This window comes from Microcystis sp. M144S2, from assembly GCF_020246065.1.
GTDB lineage: Bacteria > Cyanobacteriota > Cyanobacteriia > Cyanobacteriales > Microcystaceae > Microcystis > Microcystis ichthyoblabe_A.
On the sequence record NZ_JADBTR010000079.1, the window covers coordinates 1 to 24,644 of the forward strand.

Annotated in this window: 16 protein-coding genes and 1 pseudogene; 12 read left to right on the plus strand and 5 right to left on the minus strand. The window is 41.0% G+C overall.

All coding sequences use genetic code 11. The features are described 5' to 3' along the window. Positions 1-286 (minus strand): annotated as a pseudogene (locus IM462_RS10340) (M15 family metallopeptidase); the annotation flags it as partial. Between the two features lie 33 nt (positions 287-319). Beyond that, on the minus strand, positions 320-1,141 hold the full coding sequence (locus IM462_RS10345; protein WP_159294526.1) for an SH3 domain-containing protein: 822 nt from the start codon (positions 1,139-1,141) through the stop codon (positions 320-322). Positions 1,142-1,975: 834 nt separating this feature from the next. On the opposite strand from IM462_RS10345, the gene IM462_RS10350 reads away from it, so the two are divergent. From IM462_RS10350 to IM462_RS10370, 5 genes are all read left to right on the plus strand, one after another. Further along, positions 1,976-2,419 (plus strand): hypothetical protein, encoded by a 444-nt coding sequence (locus IM462_RS10350; RefSeq protein WP_287702165.1) that lies wholly within the window; start codon positions 1,976-1,978, stop codon positions 2,417-2,419. 131 nt (positions 2,420-2,550) lie between these two features. Continuing rightward, complete coding sequence (locus IM462_RS10355; RefSeq protein WP_287702167.1) at positions 2,551-3,459, plus strand: hypothetical protein; 909 nt, start codon at positions 2,551-2,553, stop codon at positions 3,457-3,459. A gap of 170 nt (positions 3,460-3,629) precedes the next feature. Continuing rightward, the gene (locus IM462_RS10360) at positions 3,630-4,142 is read left to right on the plus strand and encodes a hypothetical protein (protein WP_130758391.1); all 513 of its coding nucleotides are present in this window, start codon (positions 3,630-3,632) and stop codon (positions 4,140-4,142) included. 253 nt (positions 4,143-4,395) lie between these two features. Beyond that, entirely contained in the window at positions 4,396-5,145 is a 750-nt protein-coding gene (locus IM462_RS10365) for a hypothetical protein (RefSeq protein ID WP_287702170.1), read from the plus strand. A gap of 25 nt (positions 5,146-5,170) precedes the next feature. Further along, on the plus strand, positions 5,171-5,752 hold the full coding sequence (locus tag IM462_RS10370) for a hypothetical protein (RefSeq protein ID WP_002778212.1): 582 nt from the start codon (positions 5,171-5,173) through the stop codon (positions 5,750-5,752). A 43-nt stretch (positions 5,753-5,795) separates the two neighbouring features. Here IM462_RS10370 and IM462_RS10375 read toward each other — a convergent pair whose 3' ends face one another. Continuing rightward, positions 5,796-8,612: a type IV secretory system conjugative DNA transfer family protein gene (locus IM462_RS10375; protein WP_287702172.1), complete on the minus strand. Its 2,817-nt coding sequence runs from the start codon at positions 8,610-8,612 to the stop codon at positions 5,796-5,798. Between the two features lie 607 nt (positions 8,613-9,219). Further along, positions 9,220-10,050, minus strand: a complete 831-nt coding sequence (locus IM462_RS10380; RefSeq protein ID WP_287702173.1) for a Ycf66 family protein — start codon at positions 10,048-10,050, stop codon at positions 9,220-9,222. Positions 10,051-10,215: 165 nt separating this feature from the next. On the opposite strand from IM462_RS10380, the gene IM462_RS10385 reads away from it, so the two are divergent. The 3 genes from IM462_RS10385 to IM462_RS10395 all read left to right on the plus strand — a co-directional run bounded on the left by IM462_RS10385 (position 10,216) and on the right by IM462_RS10395 (position 13,255). Next, positions 10,216-10,404 carry a WD40 repeat domain-containing protein gene (locus tag IM462_RS10385; protein WP_287702177.1) on the plus strand — a complete coding sequence of 63 codons (189 nt, stop codon included), beginning with the start codon at positions 10,216-10,218 and terminating at the stop codon, positions 10,402-10,404. A 33-nt stretch (positions 10,405-10,437) separates the two neighbouring features. Further along, complete coding sequence (holA, locus tag IM462_RS10390) at positions 10,438-11,421, plus strand: DNA polymerase III subunit delta (protein WP_287702179.1); 984 nt, start codon at positions 10,438-10,440, stop codon at positions 11,419-11,421. A 181-nt stretch (positions 11,422-11,602) separates the two neighbouring features. After that, on the plus strand, positions 11,603-13,255 hold the full coding sequence (locus tag IM462_RS10395; RefSeq protein WP_287702181.1) for a CHAT domain-containing protein: 1,653 nt from the start codon (positions 11,603-11,605) through the stop codon (positions 13,253-13,255). 209 nt (positions 13,256-13,464) lie between these two features. Here the strand turns inward: IM462_RS10395 and corA are convergent, their stop codons facing one another. Beyond that, positions 13,465-14,622 carry a magnesium/cobalt transporter CorA gene (gene corA, locus IM462_RS10400; RefSeq protein WP_287702183.1) on the minus strand — a complete coding sequence of 386 codons (1,158 nt, stop codon included), beginning with the start codon at positions 14,620-14,622 and terminating at the stop codon, positions 13,465-13,467. Between the two features lie 191 nt (positions 14,623-14,813). Here corA and pdxA point away from each other — a divergent pair, with 191 nt between their 5' ends. The 4 genes from pdxA (at position 14,814) to IM462_RS10420 (ending at position 24,376) form a co-directional block, all read left to right on the plus strand. Then, the gene (gene pdxA / locus IM462_RS10405) at positions 14,814-15,842 is read left to right on the plus strand and encodes a 4-hydroxythreonine-4-phosphate dehydrogenase PdxA (RefSeq protein ID WP_287702185.1); all 1,029 of its coding nucleotides are present in this window, start codon (positions 14,814-14,816) and stop codon (positions 15,840-15,842) included. Positions 15,843-15,866: 24 nt separating this feature from the next. Then, the gene (locus IM462_RS10410) at positions 15,867-17,231 is read left to right on the plus strand and encodes an NAD-dependent succinate-semialdehyde dehydrogenase (protein WP_287702187.1); all 1,365 of its coding nucleotides are present in this window, start codon (positions 15,867-15,869) and stop codon (positions 17,229-17,231) included. Positions 17,232-17,347: 116 nt separating this feature from the next. Beyond that, positions 17,348-20,677: a helicase-related protein gene (locus tag IM462_RS10415; protein WP_287702189.1), complete on the plus strand. Its 3,330-nt coding sequence runs from the start codon at positions 17,348-17,350 to the stop codon at positions 20,675-20,677. A gap of 297 nt (positions 20,678-20,974) precedes the next feature. After that, positions 20,975-24,376: an Eco57I restriction-modification methylase domain-containing protein gene (locus tag IM462_RS10420; protein ID WP_287702191.1), complete on the plus strand. Its 3,402-nt coding sequence runs from the start codon at positions 20,975-20,977 to the stop codon at positions 24,374-24,376. Positions 24,377-24,644: the final 268 nt, after the last annotated feature.

Sequence of the window (24,644 nt, forward strand, 5' to 3'; positions counted from 1 at the left end):
AAGATAGTGAATAGATATCATCAGCACCAGTAACCATGGGCGAAGGAACTGGCAGAGCTTTGGATGTATTTGCCAAAGGATAAGGTCGCTGTAAGGGAGGCGTTAGAGTATTTTTAGGGATAGAAGCAGGAGAAATTAGAGAAGTAGAAGAAACCGACGGCGAGGTAGAAATTGTAGCAGTAGTTGGCAGTTCAGCAGGCTGTTTAAACCCTAAATAAATCGATACACCCATTACAACAATTATAGGAATAATAAAATATCGAAAAGCTGAAATAAAAGATTTCATATTAGTTGTAGTAGATGAAAAATTACACTAGAGCTAGTCAGAGCTAATTAATTGAGCAGCAATCCAGCCTGTCGTACCAGACTGAGGATGATAGACTTTATACCACTGATAACCCCCTCTATCATAGCTACTGCCCAAAATTTGTAGGCGATCGCCTGTACGAACAGTTCCTACCACCCCATAAGCAGTTCCAGCACCAGAACGCATATTTTTAGTTCCTGGAGTACCGCTCACTGTAGCATTGGTTCCTCTGGACGAAGCTTTTGGTGGAGGTTGAGATGGAGGTTGGATTTGCGGTTGACTTGGATAAGTAGTTTGACCATCAACAGTAAGTAAATTACCTGCAATCCATCCATCTGCTCCTGATTGGGGAAAATAAATATGATACCAAATGAATTTATCACTATTTCTAACAGATTTGATAACTTCAACGCGATCACCTGGATAGGCAATATGTCTTGGTGCATATTCTAAACCAGGACCTCTACGAATATTTTTCTTTCCTGGTTGTCCTACAATTGTGGCATTAGTATTATTGTTGATACTAGGTTGCACAGGAGGAGGAGAGAATGGAGTTGAAGAAGGTCGTGAAATAGGAGAAATTGTTCTTGGGTCTTCTTTTGTAATAGAAGGTGAAGGAATCACTCCTACTTCTGAATCGATGGCTATAATCGCCTTAAAATTAGTATCTTCTTTTAAGGCTTCAATATGAAGAAAATACTTACCATCTTGCTGAATTTCTTTTGTTTTTAGAGGAGAAAAATCAGATTTTAATTTCCAGATACATAACTTAGACAAAGGTGTTACTTTAAAATTTAATGTCTGTCCAGTCTGAGCCTCAATCTGATACGTCACACCTTGGTTAGATTTAATCTTGCCCGTTTGTGTAATACTTTCTCCCGACGAAACGTTTAATTTGGGTGCTGTTTGATCAATTAGGCTTCGATCTGGTTCATTAGCGCAAGTTCCTGATGCCTGTGGATTTAGTGTAGTAGATGACTGACATCCAGATGCTAGAAGCAGAATTAGTAGTATTTTTGACCCACTCATCCAATTGAACCCTATCACATTGCTTCTCCTGTCAAATAGACAACATTATTAGTTGACATCGATTCAAAAATGAAGTGTGCCACTGCGTGGTCTTTCAATAAGGTTGCTGATCAAGTAAACTGACCTGCACCACTAAGAGAGAAAGACCGAGATAAGCAGGAGAATCCCGATTTTGTACCTTAGCAGTTTTACGAGGGACTGAAACCCTTGCACCGCCGTTACTTTAGGTAATGCTTATCCCAAAATGGAATGCTCCTAAATCAGCTACCAAAAGATTAGCCCAAAAGAACGCATTCTTGACGGCGAGAACTTAAAGAGTACATTAAGTACTCATCCCATAGTTTTCCCGAAAGGGGCGACAAAATCGTTAAACAAGCTAAGGTAGATTGAGCGAAGGCTTCAACCATCGACCCTGAAAATCCCTTGACTATCGCACCCCATCTGAGATATTTTTCGATTAATCGGTCTTGGTACATTTCAAACTTGAATTTGCCCAACACTATAATCATAGAGCATTACGCTCGATGGAGCGCAGATTTCGGAAAATTATCGTTAAAATTTTGATTTTTGGTTATTGGCTTTATAATAATAGCATACTCTTTGAGTATTATCGTTAATAGGCTATATTGGGAGGTCATTATGCAGTTTATCCTCAGACCCTATCAAGGTATCGATATGATTCGCTTTGGCATGAGCCGTGATGAAGTGCGCCATGCACTAAAAGATTTCTCTACAAACTTTGAAACTTTTAACAAATGGTACAAAGGTGAGGATAAAATTTTTAAGGACACCGATTTATACGAAGATTTAGGAATCTTTGTCTATTACAAACCCGATAATACTTGTGAGGCTATTGAGATGTTTAAGCCAGCTGAACCAATGCTTGATAACCAGTGTTTGTCTGGACTCAGCTATCATGAGCTAAGAGAATTATTTGAAGAAATTGATGGACAGTTAGAAATTGATGACGTGGGATTTACATCACATAAATTTGGTGTTGGATTCTACTTTCGTTTTGGTGACGAAGATCCAGACGCAATCGTAGAGGGGGTTTTTGTTTTTCCAAAAGGACATTATGATTAGCAACTAGATTACTACAATAAATTTCATTACTTTGCTTTAAATATTTTTAATATTTTATAGCCAACTGTAGTATTTAACTATGTTAAATCAGACTTTATTAAGTTTTATGCTTTCTTATTCAACAAAAATATATGGATAAACAAGGTGGCTATTACAGAGCCGTAAGAAAAGCTAATAGAGGAGGTGAAGTTAATCACATCCCAGCATATAAATCTTATGAAGGAATTGTTCCCCTCAATAGAGAGAAAGGCATCGCTATCTGGATGACAGAAGCAGACCATCGAAAAACAGCCACTTGGGGAAGCCATAGTTCTGCACAAAAATTCCGTGCAGAACAACGTGAGTTGATTAATAAAGGACAATTTGAGCAAGCCTTATTGATGGATATTAAGGATATTCGCTCTCAGTTTGGTTCAAAGTATAATAAAGGGATTCAGCAAGCTCTGAAGCATTACAAAACAAAAGTAAGAAGTCAAATTCAAGCATTGCAAAGACAGCGACAAATTCCATTGTTAAAGTCAAGCAAATTAAGTGAACAGAAACAAAAAATAGCTCAACAACTAGCTCAACAACAAAGATTGCAGAAAACCGCAATAGAAGCCACTATGGCCGGCTTTTTGCCTAATAAGCCTCTGCCAGTCTTTAAGCAGAAAAATTCAGCTTCTCAATCGCCTAAAAAACTGGCTCAATTAAAAAAGAAAGCTTTAGCCCATAAAACTCAAGCAGTACAGGGTCAAAACAACTTAACTAAGTCCAAACAGAAAGCTCAGTCAAAGTCATCTAGAACCGTACAGGTAAATTCAAAAAGTAAACTAGAAAAAACCAAACAAAATGCTCAGAATAAAACTCAAGAATCTAAGCCTAAATCAGTACAGTACCAACAAGGTCTAGCTAAAGCTAAACAGAAAGCACAGGCTCGTCAAGCTAAACCAGCGCAGCATCAGCAAGGTTTATCTAGAGCGAAACAAAAAGCGCAATCTCCAAAACTAGCAACCCAATCTAGGTCGCCTCAAACCAAGTCACCTCAACGTGGCCGATAATGCCTTACTAATATCACCTTCGGAGGGGTCTTCATATCCCAAAAGCTTAAGTTTTGAGTTAATTGAAGCAGTGCTGGAGATGTTATAATTTCCTAGTCAAATCCAAAAGAGTCCTTATCGCAATCGACCGTTAATTCAAGAGCAAAAAGAAAAAAATCAGGAGAATTTTAATGAATAACGATGGAACTTCAGAAGAATTTACACCAGTTTTAGAGGATTTTTTTGTCGATCAACCTTTATCTCGTGATGAGCTAAAAAAAGGTTTTGCGGAACTTCTTTCTATCTCTGAAAATGAAATATTTATTTATGAAGATGATGATGAATTTTTAAAAGAAATCGATAAAAATAGTATGTATCCTTATCTATTACAAATTTTTTATGTTCCTGTAAAAGGTGATTTCTCCATTCTTCTCAAGCTTCAACCGACAAATCCGGATGTTGATGCACAGATACAAGATAGTGGACGAGAACGATATACATTTATTTCCGATTTTTCCAAAAAATTTCAATGTCGGTGTGCTATAGATTCAGGAAATAATCCTATTTTGCGCCCTGATGACTTTTATTTGATCGACGGTTATAACCAGCGTCAGTTGATTGTTCTTTATATGTCTTCTGATGAGGAAAAACCTATTCCTGATGACGAGGCTGACTATTATTTTATAGACGAGATAGATAAATGATAAATTGGTTATTGTTTTAGCTATAATGAGGCATACAGAGCGGGGAATCTCATTTATGCAAGCAAGTAATTATACTTATCTATGAAACTGTTTTCTAGCAAGGCTTTCAAAATAGCTTGGCATAAAGCTTAATTTAGGAGTTACATAAGGTGAGATGCTCCCTACAGAGCTAGAGCGCAAATCGCTCGAACAGGACAAAAAATAAGCGGTTTCCTCATAATTTTTATATCCCATTTATCCCCAATCAGTAACTATGTCTGAAAAAAAACCACCCGATGATTTACATGAATCAGTCAAAAAACCTGCTGATCGGCATTATCTTTCTAAAGTCAATCAGAAATCTTGTAAGCACGACATTAACACCGTTATTGAACCCCGCGTTAATGTCAATGACGATATGAAAGCAATTAGAACAGGGAAAGCCACATACCGCAATGAGAATGGCAACCATACCTATATTGTAAACGGCAGAACGTATGGAGTTCATACTGAAAAAAAAAGTTTTGGTAGAACTTATCCCATGCGGGGAGACGGATTTCATACTCTCAATCGTGGGGCATACCAAGCTTTGGGTGTGTATAATGAGAATGGAAAAACCCCTCAAGCTCAAAAAGCACTTGATCGTCAGAGAGAAGCCTTTTTAAGAAGTAAGTATGGTTATGACAAAACCAATAAACGTTATGACCCTGTAATGCAAGCAAAAGTTACACGGGATCAGGAAAGTGCCCACAAAGTTTGGGAAAGAGTTAAAGGGAAAGAACAATCTTCAATGAAGCAAACAAGCGAAAATGCTGCGATGGCAGGCTTAGATTCAAGGAGTAAATTAGAAAAGGCGAAAGAAGCAGCTGCCGTAAAACCTCCAACACAATCAATGCAGCAAACAAGTAGAAATGCTGCAATGGCAGGAGATTATTCAAAGAGTAAATTAGAAAAGGCGAAAGAAGAAGCTAAAAACACTCAAGCCCCCAAACCTCCAACACAATCACCTAAACGCACTCGTTAAACTCAAAACTTATTCTTATTTTTCTATGAACAAATATCATTTTAAAATCTTGAGTATGCCTCTAATCCTCTCCCTCTCCCTCTTATCAGGGTGTGGTTCATCTTCTTCTGATGATGTCGCTTTCTCTTGTCCTGAAGAGCCTACTTTGGGAGGAACGGCTCTTTATCAAACTGAATTAGTTACTATTCCCCAGAAGAACTCATCAAAAAACATGGCACAAAAAACAGTTTCTGGACTGGTATCTTATAGTCAAGATGTAGGCTATGTATTTTCAGCTAAAGCTGGTCAAAAACTTATTACTTCAACTCAAGTTAAAGATATTTGCACTGCTGTTTTTTCGTATCAAGATCGCATCCTTATAGGAAAACCTAATGATAAAAATATCACAATAAAAAAAGATGACACCTATGTTGTGAAAGTTTTTTCAATATTAAACCCAGAAGGTCAACGTTTGTTTAATCTTGATATAAAACTGCTAGGCGGTGCAAAAATAGCTAAATTACCTTACATTTCAGAAATCCCATACTATTTTCAGACTATTGATGGCATAACTGAATCCATACGAAAGGAACAATATGATAAAACTGAAAAATATCAAACAAAATGAATTAGTTTATTTTTGGTTTGGTAAAATCCAGAATAAATGTTGACTATGGCTCAAAACTTGTTCCATCCTCTGAAATAAAGTTTAACTTAATAACATCTCGTCTGGTCACTGAAGCTCTCGTTGCAACGATTAAAGCAGTTCCTGGAACAGCTAACAAATCTTCAATTTCTCCCGCTTCTAGTAAAGGAGCAACCCTAATCGTGGTGTTCATTTTTGATGTTTGATCTCCATATATTATGCGCTCTCGAAAAATAGGGGGTTTTAATAAATTCCAAGGAAAATTAGCAAGTTCTCTGCTATCTCGAGAGTCAAATTCAATATTCCGACAACTTTCTTGATAAAGACTCGCTGCTTTAACTCCATGTACGGTATTGATTCCCGCACTTTGGTTAATGGGAACACCTTGAACGTTTTCTACTATTGAACGCCATCCAGTGCCAAATCGGGCAGCAATAAATTCATTGGTTACTTTAGAACGTCCTTTCAACCCAACTAAACTGCCGTAAATACCAAACCATTTATCAGATGTCTCTTTTCCTAACTTCTCAACCACCCCTTCAACAGTTTGTGTCGCTGCAACCATAGCTAATTTTAATGATCTTCCAATGGCTAATAAAGACGCATCATCTTTAGTAGCAATTTCTTGAGCCTCATCCATTATAAAAAGTACGGGAATATATTCCTGATCACTGTTTTCTCCGCGTTTTTTAATGCCTTCATACAATCGTGCCTTGATAAGAGCCGTAACCAATGCACCACCACGACCGTAGCGATAATCAGGAATTAAAACTCCCAATCTTCCGCCCTCTAGAGGTGCTGTAATATCAACATTTTCTAATTCATCGTTTGTATCTGCCCATGCCGCAAGGTCGGGATGGCTAGTAATTGTGTTAAGCCAGCTTCTCGCCGTAGCTATAATATTTGATTTTACTCGTTCCTCAGTATTTTCCCAATCTTCCATAAAGAATTCGGCTGCTTCTCCGACCGTCAGTGTTTCTGCCGATTCTGGAATGGCTAGTATAACATCATTCTGGGAATCAGAATTAGTAGCAATCTTGCCAATACTACTTAAAGTCCAATAATCACCCCCTGCTGCCTGAGCTAATATTGCAGCCTTACGCAGTAGGTCAGCAGCACTGTCCGTGAAAAACTGATCTGCACTATTTTTTCTCGCCCCTATTACATCAATAATAGTATCAACAAGTGTGGCGGGCTGTAATCCCTTAACCAGAGAAACTCGGCTGTTTCTTGGATCGACAATCTTCATTCCTTTAACAACATCTTTTAGTTCACCGGGTAACGCTCCTTTTCCATCTAAAACAACTAAACCCACGCCTTCAGCTTGCCCCGCTTGTCTAGCAATAGGGCGCAGAATGCCAGCCGTTTTGCCAGAGCCAATACCCCCCAAAACTAAAAGATGTTGTGTTAAATCTTTGAGAGAGAGTTTAAATGGTAGTCCAGCAGAAGGCGCATAAAGATCACCCCTTGCAGCTAGCATTCCTGCTGTTATTCCTAGTTGAAAAATTGGGGAGCTATCTCTTTGAGCTTGCTCAAACTGCCTAATGCGTGCCGATTCAGCAACTTGTGACCAAGGATATCCTCCCGCCATAAGATAAGTCGCCGCATCAACAGATACTTGTTTTTCTAACTCTCGCGCTCTGTTTAAAGAAGGCGGACGATCTACAATTCTTTTCCAAACTCCAAAAAATCCGCCAAAGAACATAGTCCAAATTGGCGGTATATCTTTGGTAATCCAATTGAGCGGTTTTATAAAGAAAATAGAAACAATCCCAAATCTAGAAGAATTACTTGATTCTTCTGTAGATAAAATTTCAGACTCGGAGTTAGAAGATAAATTTATTTGGTATAGCCAACAAGAAACAAAAATTAAAATCCACAAAATACATAACGAAAGTGACGCAGCTAGACCAGTATAAGCTCCTGTACTGGTCAACAGACTGAAACTAGGAAGAACCCAAGCATTCGCTCTTCTTGGTAGTTCATCCGTTTTAAAGTCATCCACGCTGATTTCCGAGGATACAGGACGACCATCAGTCGTAATCCATCCATATCGCCAAATATCTTTTAAATCTTCAGGAGGTTTTGCATTCTTGAAATCTCTTAAATAAATTCGTCGGACAATATCTTCAGCTTGTTTTTTTTCTTTATGATTTCTTTTAAGAATATGATCATTGATTGTTGGAATCAATACTAATATAACTCCAAAAGCAACTAATTGTCCGATTCTGTGAAAAATGGAACCCCATGTATTAAGAATATCTGTATAAAAAGATAAACTATCTGTTGCTTCTTCAATTTTCCGTGTTCCCTCATTAAAAGTTTTCTCTAAAAAACGATTATCATTATTAAAACGTTCGATAACATCATCAGGAATAGGATTTCCCTTCTCTATGAAAGGCTGTGCTTCTTCCGTGAAAATCAATCTATTCTTTTCTCTTCTATCACTAAGATTTTCATTTAAAAGTTTTTGTTCATTATCTATGTTTGTTTTTAATGATTCAAGCAATTGCTTTTCAGTATTGTGAATAGTTCCACCTAACAAACCTAAAATTACTGCTAATACAAAAACTAAAAACTGAGAACGATAAACTCGCTCGGCCAAAAAACGTGCTAACAGACGATGATATAGCGTTCTGGCATTTTTTTCAGGATTGCCATGAAAATCTCCGTTATCCACCGATGCTACATCTAGTTTTCCCCAAAAACGCTTACCTCGAAAGATACCAAGTCTCAAATTTCCAGGAGGAGCATTAGAAATTTTTTCTTTAATCTTGACAATCTCTTTTATGGCTTCCTCTGGTGAGTCATAAAAAGTTGGTTGATTAGGAAGTTTTTCCATTGGTCAGAAAATATAGAAATTCAAAGTGTGCCAGTGCCTGATTGATTGAAGAATACCTCATCGGGAATGCGATAGTCAAGAGATTTTCATCTGACGGGGTGACAATCTGGTGAAAATCCTCATGGTATGGTGATAGAGAGATTTTCTGGGAAAAAACAATCAGGCAATAATCAGCATATTCTAGCCGAATCGTCGAAAATGCTATAAAAATTATACATGGATGTTTTATAACGTTACCTGAGTCGATATCAAGTAATCTCTTTACAAGTATGAGCGGAAATTGCAAGCGCATAAAACTGTTAAAACGGAAGGGCTTGCTGACTATTTCCCATTACCGATAAAATATCTGAACTTACATTCTATAAAAATAGGTTCTTCGGTTTGTGTGATGCAATGGACGGGGGTTATAATAAATGTAACCCTTATATAGAAAGACATTTGGCAATTTTTGTCAATTGTTTTCGATCTAGAACGAACTAATCAATTAAGTCTCTTGCCAGATAAGGATTTAGTCGATTTATGCCCCCCCTATCGAACCATACCAAGTAACGAAGAACCATTTCTTGGGTAATTATTGCCTAACCTACCCGCTCAATAGTCTTAATTTTTAATCCGATGAGGGGGGATTTTCTTCCCTTGGCGATCGAGTTTCTGGGGGAGTATCTTCTCCGATAGTTTCTTCTGAGGGCCAATCTTCCTCGGTAACTTCAATAATCACCGTTTCGCTAACAGCAATAGTTTCGACTTCAACAGTTGCGACAGGTTCAGTCGGGGGAATTTCTGGGGCATTTTCGGAGGGTTTGATCTCTTCCGTTGCCAAATCAAAATCATCGAAATCATCGAAATCATCGAAAGTTTCCCCATCATCAATAATTTCTGCGGCTTTTTCCCCAATTTCTGTCACTGATTCTGTAATAGTTTCCCCGATAGCCGCCGCTTTTTCGGCAACGGGGGCAACCGTTTCCTGAGCTTTTTCCTCAATTTCTGTCACTGATTCTGTAATAGTTTCCCCGATAGCCGCGGCTTTTTCTATAACGGGGTCCACCGTTTCTTTAACCGTTTCTTTAACTTTTGCTGCTACTTTCTCAGGTTTAGCTTTAGTTTTAGGGGATTGGGAGGGAGTAACTTTCCCCAGACGATTGCCTAACCAACCGACAATAGTAAATAATTTAACCGGTTTGTCGGGATAAAAAAGTGCTTGTCTGAGTTTGAGAGTTTGCCAAGCGAAAGCAATAAATAATATGGCCGCGGCAGCTTGTCCGAGGAGGATAGCGCCTGTAATCCTTCCCGCGCACAACCAGAGGACAAGGGCATAGAATAATCCTACCGCACTCCAGAGAAAATCATCTTGACGGTGGCGATCGGGGGCGATAAAAGCGGTGGTGAGGAGGTAGAGACTACTTAATCCCACCACGACCGCTAGGATATAGGGCAACATTTGCGATTCTCCTTTGACATTTCCTTTTTTATTGTGCGTTATTTGGGGTCGATCGAGTCTATTTTTTGATTAATTTTCAAAATTATCGAGTCAGATCTTCTTTACCTCTGTTTATGAATAGCCAGCGTTAATATTAGGAAATTCTGGGTTTATCCTCTGCTGCTTGTGCTGATCAGATTAAACAAGCTTTCGGATCAAACGATTAAGTTTTGGTCTTTAACAAGCAAAGAGGAATTAGGAACCCTTGATCAACCCACAGACAAACTGTTATCTTTAGCAATTAGTGCCGATGAGAAATATTTAATTAGTGGTAGTGCTGACAAAAATGTAAAAATTTGGCAAAATGGGCAATAGTAACATCAAGATAACTGCTATAAGTAGAAACTTATGCCGACAATATTTTATTGGGGAGAGGATGAATTTGCTATTAACCAAGCGGTGAAAAATCTGCAAGTAAAACTTCTCGATCCCAATTGGATACAGTTCAATTATGATAAAATTAATGGTGATCGCAATGAAGCAATTATCGAGGCCCTCAATCAAGCGATGACTCCAGTTTTCGGCATGGGAAATCGTTTGGTTTGGTTAGCCGATACGGTTATTTGTCAACAATGTTCCGAGGATATTCTCAAGGAATTACAGCGCACTTTGCCCAATTTACCCGAAAATTCCTATCTGTTATTAACCAGTGCCAAAAAACCCGACTCCCGCTTAAAATCGAGCAAGTTTATCCAAAATCAGGCGGAGGTTAAAGAATTTGAACTAATTCCGCCTTGGAAAGTCGAGGAAATTGCCCAAAGAGTTAGGGAAATTGCCAAAGAAGTGGGGGTAAAATTAACTCCCGATGCGATCGAACTCTTAGCTGAATCAGTGGGAAATAACAGCCGCTTGCTGTGGATGGAGTTAGAAAAACTGCGTTTATTTAAAAATAATTCGGCGGGAACTATTGACAAAAAGGACATTTTAAGCTTAGTCAATGCCAGCAATCAAAGCAGCTTACAGTTAGCCAGTGCTATTTTAAAACGGGAGACAGGCAAAGCCCTAGAATTGGTTAATGAATTATTAAATCGCAACGAGAACCCCCTAGGTATCACTGCCACCCTAGTGGGTCAATTTCGCACTTGGGCAATAGTAAAATTAAAAATTGAAGAAGGAGAAAAAGACGAGAAAAATATCGCCGCCGCCGCCGAAATTGCCAACCCCAAGCGACTGTATTTCATTCGCAAAGAGATACAATCCTTTTCTTCTAAGCAACTTCTCGCCACCTTGCCCATACTTCTCGAATTAGAATATCGTCTCAAACGGGGTGGAGAACCTTTGGCAACTTTGCAAACCAAAATTATCGAACTTTGTTGTTTATTGGTGACTTAAGTAGGTAGGTATTAAAAACTTTCAGATCCCCCCGCCTATCGGCACCCCCCTTATCAAGGGGGGCAGGGGGGATCGAACCTAAAATCTATTTTTGATTTAATTATAACCAGCTACTTAATACTCTTCCTTACCTTTCAGAAATCCTCTAGAATAGGATTCTATAGACTTCTAAACAGCCACAATGACCGATGATGCCATCCCTAGTCTAAACTTAGCGATCTCTACTTTAGCCACGAGTAATAATTTCGCCCGTTGGGTGACGAAAGCACCCCTACCGGGGGGATATGTGCATCATGACTGTGAATGGACCGAGAGTCTAACCACGGAATGGATGGCATGGCAGGAAATGTTCTGTCTGCAAAAAATGCCGACCTTGCCGATGTTAGAGCAATTAGAAGGAAATTATCGACCTAAACTGACTCTTTCGGGAGAAGGCGGCAGTTATGGCGGTCAATTGATGCAGAAACTAGGTATTAGTCTCTGGCAATGGTTATTTCAAGCATCAATTAGTCAAAGTTTTGCCCAAAGTCAGGGAATCGCCCTCGGCAAAAATCAGCCCCTGCGAATTCGCTTGGAATGTCGCAACCCCTATTTAATTCTGCTGCCCTGGGAAATTATGCAGCAAGCAGGTAAACAGGCCATATCTCTGCATCCGAATATACTCTTTAGTCGCACCACCAGCGACGTGGATCCACTGCCACCGATAAAACCGAGTAATAGTCTCAATATTCTCTTAGTTATCGGCGAAAAACAGATTAAAACCGCCGCTAGTTCCCTCAACCTCACCGCCATTAATACGGGTGGAGAAACTAATCCCGACCAGGCACTGGAATCCGAGGCCGCCAATCTTATCCGGGCCATCTCCCCCAGTGGTTCCCTCCCTCAGAATTGGGGAGTGAAAGTCAAGGTCGATACCTTAATTCGACCGGAGGCCGAAGAACTGACCAGGGCCTTGGATACGGGTAAATATAAAGCTTTTTTCTACGCTGGTCACGGAATGTCTGCCCCCAATGGCGGTTCCCTATTTCTGCGGACGGGGGAACAGCTAAACGGGACGGAGTTAGCCCAAGCTTTGGTGAGAAATCAAGTCATTTTAACCGTTTTTAATGCCTGTTGGGGTGCTTATCCCGCTAAATCAGGTCAGGAGATGATCCCCCGCAGCAGTCTAGCGGAAGTCTTGATTCACCATGGCGTTCCCGCAGTTTTGGCCATGCGAGATGCGATCGCCGATCGCGAGGCCTTGAGTTTTATCGAAGTTTTTACCCGCACCCTCTTCGGGTTCAAAGACAAAGAAGCGCAGATGTCCAAGTTGTTTCCCGGTCCGAGAGTCCCTATCGATCAGGCCGTTCGCATCGCCAGGCAGCAGTTATTAACCCTCTACAAGTACAATCAGCCCGCTTGGACTTTGCCGATTCTCTATATGCACCCGGAATTCGACGGGCAATTGCTGCAAACCCTTGATGAGACTCAATCACCGACGGTTATGCCCGATGTCTCTGGAACCATGCCCGCCGCTTTCTTATACTATCTCGATCGTCCCGAAAGAAAATGGTCAATCCGTGGTGGTGGCATGAATATAGGACGGGACATGGAAAATGATCTACAGATTACTGAAAAATGGGTTAGTAAAAACCATTGTCGGATAATTTGCCGTAAAAATGCCGATCATCCCGACTATCAATACTTTCTCGAAGATTTCTCCCGTTTTGGTACTTTTATCTACCAAGATGGCCACTGGAAACAGGTACATAACCAAGAAGTTCCCCTAGAGTCCGGTTTACAGATTCGCTTCGGCAGTCACCAGGGCCAAATCCTCGCATTTGTGGTGGAATAATTAGGGTTGGCTGAAAAAGTTTGTCGTCGGGTGTGGGGTGATGGGGGTGTGGGAATTATGAATTGGGAATTATGAATTGGGGAGGTGGGGAAGTGGGGAAATTGAACTAAAACCCTAAAACCCCAAAACCCCAAAACCTGCCTCCTGTCTCCTGACGACCGGCTCCTGACTCCTAACCCCACCAACAAACTTTTTGCCGCAAACCCTATCTAACTTTTTGCTTCCTCTTTCAGGGAATAAATTGGTTTAAACCAACCTTTGCGCCAGAAGTAGAAAATCAAGCCTCCCGCTACGGCTAACATGACTAACCAGACCATGAAATAACTCCATTCTCCTTTTAATTCTGGCATATTCTCGAAGTTCATGCCATAGACACCAACGATAAAAGTTAAGGGAATAAAAATCGTCGAAATTACGGTTAAAAACTTCATAATTTCGTTTAATTTATTGCCCATAGTGGACATATAAACATCCATCAAACTCGCCGCTAATTCTCGATAAGCTTCGATAATTTCCAGAATTTGAATGACGTGGTCGTAGGAATCCCGAAAATAAATTTGTACCTCATCGCTGACTATACCATGATGGTCACGCATCAGTAAATGTAGGACATTTCGCATCGGCCAAATTAAGCGACGCAGTGCCAATAATTCCCGACGGACATCATAGATTTCCTGCATAGTCTCTCGATCGGGATTACTAATAATCGCATCTTCCAACGCTTCAATCCGATCTTCGTAGTGTTCTACCACGGGAAAATAACCATCGATAATCGTATCTAATAATAAATAGGTTAAATAATCCGCCCCCGATTTTCGTACTCGTCCCTGGGAAGTGCGAATTCGATCTCTGACTATCTCAAAACAGTCCTGTAATTCCTCCTCTTGAAAACTCAAAAGATAGCGTTTTCCCAAGACAAAACTCACCTGTTCTGTATCAAAACCGCTTTCATCTTCCTTCAGTCGCACCATCTGAGAAATCACTAACAATTGATTGTTATAGTCCTCTAACTTGGGTCGCTGCGGCACATTAACCACATCTTCTAATAACAAAGGATGCAGATTAAAAATTTCCCCTACTTGTTTTAAAACCGTCTCACTCCCTAACCCTTGAATATCCATCCAAGACACGGTATTTGTGCCAATATAGGGGGCGCAAGCATTGGGGGTAATATCCACCTTGCGAACGGCGTTATCTTCATCGTAGTCAATTAAAATAATCCGCGAGGGTTTGGCATCCGGTTCGATAATTAATGTCCCCGGTTCACTACCCGGTTCATCATAAAAATAATCGAAGTAGTCTTCTTCCTCGTCTCCATCGGTATCGGGACGGTTGTTAACGAATATATCGGGTTGTAGTTGGGTCATAAGCTTACAACAATCTGGCTAATTTGGGCAATAAGAAAACAGAAAAGTTAAAAAATTTAATTTGCCTAAAGTTACTATCTATCGCCATGAGATTACAGTAAACTGAAAATTGTTTACTGATTTATTCCCTCCTGATAATTGTCAACGATGAGATTAATCGGGAGAATTAGCAATATTGACGGCCAAAATTTATGGAATCCGCCTCTTTTATTCCCCGTCTAGTTATCCCCGTCGGTGATCCCGCCGGAATCGGCCCTGAAGTGGTGTTAAAAGCGATCGCCGATTCCCCAATCTCGTCTATTTGTCAGATTACTCTAATCGGGACAAGAACGCTTCTCGAAAAAGCCTATCACGATCCCCATCTTCTCGATCGCTTTTCTCTGATCGATTTGCCCTACAATCAAGAAAAAATAGTTTGTGGGCGTGGGGATGCCCACAGTGGTGAAATTAGCTTTCTTTACCTGCAAGAAGCCATAAAACGCACCCTCAAGGGCGAATTTGACGGTATTGTCACCGGTCCGATCGCTAAATCCTGTTGGCAGTTGGCCGGTTATGATTTCCCCGGTCAAACGGAGGTTTTAGCTACCATGGCGGGAATTAACCGTTATGGGATGCTATTCGTCGCTAAATCCCCTCACACCGGCTATAACTTACGCACTCTCCTCGCCACTACCCATATCCCCCTGCGAGAAGTTCCCGATGCTCTTAACCCCGATCTGATGACCCGAAAACTAGACCTATTGATCGAGTCTTTAAAGCTAGATTTCGGCATCGATCACCCAAAAATCGCCATATCCGGCCTTAATCCCCACAGTGGCGAAGCGGGAAAACTGGGAAGGGAAGAAAAGGACTGGTTACAGCCTTGGCTAGAGTCAATGGGGCAGCAATACCCGCAAACCCAATTAATCGGCCTTGTCCCCCCCGATACGCTTTGGGTGCAACCGGGACGCGCTTGGTTTAGCGGTGCAGGGCAACCCGCCGACGCATATCTGGCATTATACCACGATCAGGGCTTAATTCCGGTGAAATTAATGGCTTTTGACTGTGCTGTTAATACTACCATCGGTTTACCTTTTGTTCGCACCTCTCCAGACCACGGGACGGCTTTTGATATCGCTGGCCTTGGCATCGCTAGGGCCCAGAGTATGCAAGCGGCGATCCAATTAGCGATCGAATTATGTCAGCAGCGGGACAACCGGAGAACTAAACTAGAGATATAGCCCTCGATAGGAGACAATTGGGATATGGGTATCGCTTCAGTTAACCCTGCCACTGGAGAAATTCTCAAGACTTTTACCCCTCTAACCTCGGAGGAATTGGCGGCGAAATTGGCCCTAGCTGAGGCGACTTTTCAGAAGTATCGCCGCACCGCCATCAGTCAACGGGGACAGTGGTTACGGCAAGCGGCGGACATTTTGGAACGGGATCAAGTAGCATTGGCTAAAACCATGACTTTAGAAATGGGGAAACCAATCAAATCAGCGATCGCAGAAGTCCTCAAATGTGCCTTGGTTTGTCGTTTTTATGCCGATAATGCCGCCGGTTATCTGGAAGATGTGTTGATTGCCACCGATGCTAGTCGCAGTTTTGTCCGTTATCAACCTTTAGGGGTAATTTTAGCGGTTATGCCCTGGAATTTCCCCCTATGGCAAGTATTTCGCTTTGCTGCCCCCGCTTTGATGGCGGGAAATGTCGGCCTACTCAAACACGCTTCTAATGTTCCCCAATCAGCTTTAGCGGTGGAAAGAATTTTATTAGAAGCTGGTTTTCCTGAAGGTGCTTTTCAAACTCTTTTGATCGGGGCCGATCGCGTTAGTGATTTAATTAACGATGAACGGGTAAAAGCCGCCACTTTAACCGGTAGTGAACCGGCGGGGATGAGTTTAGCAGCCGCCGCCGGAAAACAGATCAAAAAAGTGGTTTTGGAGTTGGGAGGTAGTGATCCTTTTATCGTTTTAGATACTGCCGATATCGAGGCGGCAGCGGCTACGGCAGTGACGGCAAGATTGTTAAATAATGGTCAGACTTGTATCGCCGCTAAACGGTTTATTGTTATGGAAACTGTCGCCGATCAATTTGAACAGTTATTGGTGGCTAAATTCCAAGCTTTAAAAGTTGGTGATCCCCTCGATGAAACTGTTGATATCGGTCCTTTGGCCACGTTATCGATCGTCTCGGAAATTGCCGCCCAAGTGGAAAAAACCGTCGCTATGGGTGGTAGAGTCCTTGTGGGGGGTCAACGTTTAGAGGGAAAAGGTAACTTCTATCTACCGACGATTTTAACCGATATTCCTGCTGGTTCTCCGGGGGAAAAAGAGGAATTTTTTGGACCGGTGGCTTTACTATTTCGAGTCAAAAATATCGAGGAAGCGATCGCTTTAGCTAATGATAGTCCCTTTGGTTTGGGTTCTAGTGCTTGGACGAATAACCCCGCAGAAATTGAGCGTTTAATTACCGAAATTGAGGCCGGTTGTGTGTTTATTAACGGTATGGTTAAATCCGATCCTCGTTTACCCTTTGGGGGGATTAAACGTTCCGGTTTTGGACGGGAATTAAGTGTGGAAGGTATTCGCGAATTTGTCAACGTTAAAACTGTTTGGATTAAGTAATTCAGTAAATCAGTAGGGTGGGTTAGCAACGCGTAACCCACCACCATAACCAAAATCACTCACCATAATTATCGCTAGTTTACACTATCGAAGATCGTACCCTACGGATTAAAAATATGCCGCGTATTATTGATAATATTGAGTCCCATTTATTGCCAATTTTACGCGAAAGTTTATTAGCATCCCAACGCGCTGATTTTTGCGTGGGTTATTTTAATTTGCGCGGTTGGCAGTCCATTGATACCTATATTGATCACTTTCTCGGGGGTGATTTGTCCTGTTGTCGTCTGCTGATTGGTATGCAGCAAGCACCCCAGGAATTACTACAGCAATCCCTGTCTTTATTGAAGCGCTCAAATGATATAGATAAGGCTACTTGCGCTCGTTTAAGAAAACAAATTGTTCAGGATTTTTGCCAACAATTAACTTGGGGGAATCCTAGCAATCGAGATCAGGCAGCTTTGCAACGTTTGGCGAAACAAATTCAATCGGGGAAGCTAGTAATTCGCTTATTTTTGGGCTATAATCTCCATGCTAAATTATACCTTATTCATCGACAGGATGTCAATAACCCAACGGTGGGATTTTTGGGCAGTAGTAATCTAACTTTTGCGGGATTACAACAGCAGGGAGAATTAAATATTGATGTCCTTGATCACGATGCTTGTGCCAAACTACAAAAGTGGTTTAATGATCGTTGGTTTGATGCTTGGTGTTGGGATATATCCGAGGATATTGTCAAGGTGATTAACGAAAGTTGGGCCCGGGAAAGTCTGATTCCCCCCTATCATATCTATTTAAAAATAGCCTACCATCTTTCCTTTGAAGCGAGAGCCGGTTTAGCAGAATACAAAATTCCCCGACAGTTTGACCAAGACTTACTAGATTTTCAGAAATCGGCCATTAAAATTGCCGCTCGTTATGTGCAAAGACGCGGTGGGGTACTAATTGGCGACGTGGTGGGGTTAGGAAAAACGCGCATCGCTTCCATTCTAGCATATATTTTGCAGGAAGACTACGATTTAGAAATCTTAATTATTTGTCCGAAAAATCTCCTAACCATGTGGGAGGATTACAGCTATAAATACAAATTAAGAGCGAAAATTATCCCCTTAAGTCAGGTTATGCAGGAATTACCCAATCTGCGGCGCTATCGGGTAGTAATTATCGATGAAAGTCATAACCTACGCAATCGGGAAGGTAAACGTTATCGGGTGATACAGGAGTACATTAACACCAATGAAAGTCGCTGTATTCTCTTGACTGCGACTCCCTATAATAAAAACTATCGTGACCTGTCCAATCAACTGCGTTTATTCATTCAAGAGGATACTAATCTCGGAATTCGTCCCGAAAGACTACTAGAATCTCTGGGAGGAGAAATCGAATTTAATCGCAGATACCAATCTCCGGTCAGGTCCCTAGCAGCCTTTGAAAAAAGTGACTCTCCCGACGACTGGAGAGACTTAATGCGTCTCTATATGATTAGACGGACTCGCGGTTTTATCAAAAATAATTATGCTACAGAAGACGAACAGGGTCGTCGGTATCTAAAATTTGCTGATGGGTCGAGGGTTTATCTTCCCCAACGACAACTAAAGACAATCAAGTTTGACCTACAAGACTCGGTTTATGCGCGTTTATATTCGGAAGCAGTGGTGATAACTCTCAACGGATTGAAGTTACCCCGTTACGGATTGGGAAATTATCTAATTAAAGGATGCAAAGGGACAGGAGAGGAAGAAACCATCTTAAAAAGTCTATCCCGTGCGGGTAAAAGATTAATGGGTTTTTGTCGGACGAATTTATTTAAACGTTTGGAGAGTGGGGGGTATGCTTTCCTGCAATCCCTTGACCGTCATATTCTCCGTAACTATATTTTCCTTCATGCCATGGCCAATAATTTACCCCTTCCCATCGGGAGTCAGGATCCAGCTTTGTTAGACACTCGTTATCTGGATGAGGATTTAGTCACTCAGGGAGAAGATGAAAGTATAGAAACCGAGGAGACTGGGGGGATAACCGGGTTAGAAAAAGAGTATCAAAAAAGAGCCGAACAAGTGTATCAAAAGTATAGCGGTGATTATCGCAAGCGCTTTCAGTGGATTAACCCCGAGGTGTTTAAACCCGCATTGAAAAAAGACCTAAAATCTGATGCCTTGGCTTTAATAGCATTATTGCAAACCTGTGGGACCTGGCAGCCGGAGACCGACGAAAAGCTAGAGAAGTTATGGCAGCTGTTAGAGGAGAATCATCCCAGAGAAAAGGTGTTAATTTTTAGCCAATTTGCCGATACAGTCAGTTATTTAGTCACTCAGTTGCAAAATCGGGGAGTGGATAAGATTGCGGGAGTGACGGGAAACTCTGCTAATCCTGCGGAAATGGTCCATCGTTTTAGTCCCCGCAGTAATTCTCAGCAAGTGGGGGAAGAAATACGAGTCTTGGTTGCGACGGATATCTTGAGTGAAGGGTTAAATTTACAGGATTGTGCCATTATCGTTAATTATGACCTACCCTGGGCAATTATTCGCCTGATTCAACGGGCCGGAAGGGTAGATAGAATCGGTCAAAAAGCAAGTCAGATTCTCTGTTATTCCTTTTTACCTGCGGAGGGAGTGGAGAGAATTATTAAACTGCGGACGAGACTATCTCAAAGACTGCGAGAGAATGCGGACGTGGTGGGGACCGATGAGGTATTTTTTGAGGAGGAGATGGATAACCAGACTTTATTAGATCTGTATCATGAAAAATCTGAGGTTATCGATGAGGAGGAGGATCAAGAAGTGGATTTAACCTCGGAAGCGTATCAAATTTGGAAAAATGCGATCGAAGTTGACCCTAGTTTAAAACATACCATAGAGACTCTGCCGCCGGTGGTTTATTCTACCCGTTGCCATAGTGGGACAGCAACCCATCCGGAGGGAGTTATGGTGTATCTAAAAACTGCCGGGGGGAATGATGCTTTAGCATGGATTGATAAGCAGGGAAATAGTGTGACTCAATCCCAATTAACTATTTTACGGTCCGCTGCCTGTCATCCCCAAACCCCGGCCATTCCCCCCCATCCCCAACACCATCAGTTAGTACAAAAAGGTACAGAATTAATTGCGGAGGAGGAAAACAACTCCGGATCTAAATTGGGACGATTGACGGGAGCAAAATTTAAGACCTATGAGCGCTTAAAAAGGTATTCTCAAGATAGTAAGGATGATCTGTTTGCTCATGAGGATTTATGCAAGGCTCTCGACCAATTGTATCATTATCCCCTTAGACAGTCGGCTCTCGATCGCTTAAATCGTGGTTTAAGAACTGGCATCAGTGACCGACAATTGGCAGACTTACTGGTATCTTTATATAAAGATAACGATCTCTGTATTGTTCACCCACAAGAATCCACCCAAGAACCTCAGATTATTTGTTCCTTGGGTCTATTTCAACCTTCTTAAGTCCCCCTTATCAAGGGGGATTTAGGGGGATCAAACCCAATTCAAGGGGGATTTAGGGGGATCTAACCCAATTCAAGTCCCCCAATTCAAGGGGGATTTAGGGGGATCAAACCAATTCAAGTCCCCCTTATCAAGGGGGATTTAGGGGGATCAAACCAATTCAAGTCCCCCTTATCAAGGGGGATTTAGGGGGATATAAACCAATTCAAGTCCCCCTTATCAAGGGGGATTTAGGGGGATCAAACCTTTTGACTCCTAACCCTAACAACAATTTTTAATATTTCCAAGAGGTCTATTATGTCCCTCAACTTCTCCCGGACTCGTGACTTATTATCTAACTTCCAATTTGGGGAACTGTTTATCGAGGAATTGGGATGGTCTCATCCTCGCGCAAAAAAAACTGTTAGTATCACCGTTGACAATCAAGAATATCCCTGTCAACGGATTGCGGAAGTGTCCGGAGTAGCAGTATTAGAGGTGACAACTACCGATATACCCGATGCGAAACTTCGTCGGGACATTCACCAGCAAGTTATCGAAAGAATTGCCGAAAATCTGCTAATTTTCGTCGATGGGGGACGGACACGCAGTTTATGGTACTGGGTAAAAAGAGAGGGAAGTAAAAGTTATATCCGTGACCATCTTTATATAAAAGGACAACCGGGAGATTTATTTCTCGGTAAACTAGCGGAATTAGTCCTCGATATCACCGACTTTGAAGATGGGGAACCCTCCGTGGTGGAGGTGGCCCATCGCTTACAAAAAGGTTTCGATATCGAAAAGATTACCAAGAAATTTTATCAGGAATTTCAGCGAGAGCATTTACAGTTCCTCCCTTTTATCCAAGGAATCGATCGAGAAAGCGATCGAAAATGGTACACTTCGGTTATTCTCAATCGTTTAATGTTCGTCTATTTCCTGCAGCGCAAGGGATTTATCGATAACGACTTCAACTATCTGCAAAACCAATTACAAGCAAGTCAACGACGCGGGAAAAATTTATTTTATCGTCAGTTTCTGCAAACCCTCTTTTTTCAAGCATTCGCTCAACCGGAATCCCAACGAGATGAGACAGTAACTGCATTGGTGGGAAAAGTCAAATATCTTAACGGAGGATTATTTCTCCAACATCCCCTCGAAAATCTTTATCAAAACATTTGTATTGATGACCAAGCATTTGAGAATATCCTCGATTTATTCTCCCGTTACTCTTGGAACCTTGACGACACTCCGGGGGGAAGCGATGACGAAATTAACCCCGATGTTTTGGGATATATCTTTGAAAAGTATATCAACCAAAAAGCTTTCGGTGCTTACTATACCCGTCCGGAGATTACTGAATATCTCTGTGATAGGACGATTAATAAATGGATTGTCGAGAGAAGTAATCAACATTATCCCCGCAAACAATTTGCCAGTATTTTTGAACTACTAATTAATCTCGATTCTCCCCTCTGTCAGCTTCTGATTGAAGATATTCTTCCCCAGCTTTCTATTTTAGACCCTGCCTGTGGTTCCGGTGCTTTTTTAGTGGCTGCGATGAAGACATTAATCGGAATTTATAGCGCGGTGATTGGGACAATTGAACTACGGGGAGACAGTAAATTAAAACAGTGGTTAACAGAGGTAAGAAAATCCCATCCCTCCCTCGGATATTACATCAAAAAAAGAATTATTTCCGATAATCTCTACGGTGTCGATATCATGGAGGAAGCAACGGAAATCGCGAAACTGCGTTTATTTCTCGCTTTAGTTGCTGCCGCACAATCGGTGACAGAATTGGAACCCTTACCTAATATTGATTTTAATATCATGTCGGGAAATTCCCTCATCGGTTTAATTCGCGTGGACGGAAAAAGTTTTAATCTCATGCAAACCCTCACCGCGCAAAATTATCAGACAATTCTCGCGGAAAAAAACCGCAGTATTGAATTATACAAAGAACACGCTTTTCGGTTGGGAGAAGTAGAGGGAACCCCCCAAGAAAACCGTCTCCAGATGTTACGCAATCACATCGAGGATGTCAACCGCGAATCGGTGCAGAAATTAAACCAAATTCTCTTAGATGAGTTTAGCGGTAAGTTGTCAATTAAGTACGAATCCGCACAATTAACGGGAAAAGCAAAGAAACGTTTATTAACTCTTTCTGATATGCAGTCCCTGAAACCCTTCCACTGGGGTTATCACTTCGATAAACTGATTACAGAAAAAGGTGGTTTTGATGTGATTATCACCAATCCCCCTTGGGAAGTCTTTAAACCCCAAGCGAAAGAATTTTTTTCTCAGCATAGCGACTTGGTGACTAAAAATAAAATGGACATCAAGACGTTTGAAAAGGAACAGAAAAAACTGTTAACTAATCCCGAAATCGCTCAAGCATGGTTAGAATATCAAAGTCAATACCCCCACGTTAGTCTCTATTTTCGTTCCTCGGAACAATATAAAAATCAAATCTCTATTGTCAATGGTAAAAAGCAAGGGACGGATATTAATCTCTATAAGCTTTTTGTTGAACAATGTTTTAATCTCCTCCATCCCCGGGGAGAATGTGGAATAGTTATTCCCAGTGGAATTTATACCGATTTAGGAACCAAACAACTGCGAGAAATGTTATTTTCTCAGACAAATGTGACAGGATTATTTTGTTTTGAAAATCGTAAAGAAATTTTTGAAAATGTCCATAGAAGTTTTAAGATTGCTATCTTAACTTTTGAGAAAAATAAACAAACTCTTTCCTTTCCTGTGGAATTTATGCGTCACGATGTTGAGGAATTACAACGTTTTCCCCATAAAGATAGTTTAGTAATTAGCGTCGATTTAATCCGCAAACTATCCCCCGATTCCCTCTCGGTAATGGAATTTAAACAAGATATAGATATTCATATCGCAGAAAAAATGTCTCGTTTTCCTCTGCTAGGAGAAACCCTTCCCGATACATGGAATCTCAAGTTAACATCAGAATTTCACATGACTAATGATAGTTATTTATTTAAAACTGAACCCGCAGAAGGAAGACTACCTCTCTACGAAGGAAAAATGATTCATCAATTCACCCATCGGTATGCTTTACCGAAATACTGGTTAGATGAAAAGGAAGCAAGACAAGCTTTATTAAAACGCGGTGAAGTCGATAAAGGTCAAATCTTGGACTATCAAACCTATCGTTTAGGATTTCGGTCAGTTTCATCAAGTACAAACGAACGCTCTTTAATTTCTAGTCTGATACCTAAATCAGTTTTTTGCGGAAATTCGTTATCTATTAGTGAGTATGAACAAAATAATTTTCGAGAAAATGAGGGATTCAAATTTTTCATTGTTACCATTTTAAACAGCTTTTTAATTGATTGGATGCTCAGACAAAAAGTTAGTCAAAACCTAAATTTTTTCTACATCTACCAGCTACCTATCCCCCGACTAAAAGAGGGAGATAAATACTTTCAGGAGATAGTAGAAAATGCGGCAAAATTGATTTGTACTACAGAAGAATTTGAGCAATTAGCGAAAGAAGTGGGGATAGGTTCCCATAAAAATGGAGTAACAGAAGAAGCAGAAAGAATGGCAATTAGAGCCAAATTAGATGCAATAGTCGCCCACTTGTATGAATTAACCCTAACAGAATTTCAACATATATTAACTACCTTTCCCCTCGTCCCCGAAAGCGTCAAAATTGCCACCCTCAAAGCTTATCAAAACCTGTAAGGGAATTATGAATTATGAATTATGAATTATGAATTATGAATTGGGAAGTGGGGAAATTGAACTAAAACCCCATAAACCCCCAAAGGGTAGGGTTGATTCATGAATCAACCCTACAATGAATCAACCCTACAATAAATCAACCCTACAATGAATCAACCCTACAATAAATCAACCCTACAATAAATCAACCCTACAATAAATCAACCCTACAATAAATCAACCCTACAATAAATCAACCCTACAATAAATCAACCCTACAATAAATCAA

Excerpts from the sequence above, each read along its gene's own strand:
- IM462_RS10410 (WP_287702187.1), top strand. The coding sequence starts at position 15,867 with ATGGGTATCGCTTCAGTTAACCCTGCCACTGGAGAAATTCTCAAGACT.
- IM462_RS10355 (WP_287702167.1), top strand. The coding sequence starts at position 2,551 with ATGGATAAACAAGGTGGCTATTACAGAGCCGTAAGAAAAGCTAATAGA.
- IM462_RS10380 (WP_287702173.1), bottom strand. The coding sequence starts at position 10,050 with ATGTTGCCCTATATCCTAGCGGTCGTGGTGGGATTAAGTAGTCTCTAC.
- IM462_RS10415 (WP_287702189.1), top strand. The coding sequence starts at position 17,348 with ATGCCGCGTATTATTGATAATATTGAGTCCCATTTATTGCCAATTTTA.
- IM462_RS10365 (WP_287702170.1), top strand. The coding sequence starts at position 4,396 with ATGTCTGAAAAAAAACCACCCGATGATTTACATGAATCAGTCAAAAAA.
- IM462_RS10370 (WP_002778212.1), top strand. The coding sequence starts at position 5,171 with ATGAACAAATATCATTTTAAAATCTTGAGTATGCCTCTAATCCTCTCC.
- IM462_RS10360 (WP_130758391.1), top strand. The coding sequence starts at position 3,630 with ATGAATAACGATGGAACTTCAGAAGAATTTACACCAGTTTTAGAGGAT.
- IM462_RS10395 (WP_287702181.1), top strand. The coding sequence starts at position 11,603 with ATGACCGATGATGCCATCCCTAGTCTAAACTTAGCGATCTCTACTTTA.
- corA (WP_287702183.1), bottom strand. The coding sequence starts at position 14,622 with ATGACCCAACTACAACCCGATATATTCGTTAACAACCGTCCCGATACC.
- pdxA (WP_287702185.1), top strand. The coding sequence starts at position 14,814 with ATGGAATCCGCCTCTTTTATTCCCCGTCTAGTTATCCCCGTCGGTGAT.
- holA (WP_287702179.1), top strand. The coding sequence starts at position 10,438 with ATGCCGACAATATTTTATTGGGGAGAGGATGAATTTGCTATTAACCAA.
- IM462_RS10420 (WP_287702191.1), top strand. The coding sequence starts at position 20,975 with ATGTCCCTCAACTTCTCCCGGACTCGTGACTTATTATCTAACTTCCAA.
- IM462_RS10375 (WP_287702172.1), bottom strand. The coding sequence starts at position 8,612 with ATGGAAAAACTTCCTAATCAACCAACTTTTTATGACTCACCAGAGGAA.
- IM462_RS10350 (WP_287702165.1), top strand. The coding sequence starts at position 1,976 with ATGCAGTTTATCCTCAGACCCTATCAAGGTATCGATATGATTCGCTTT.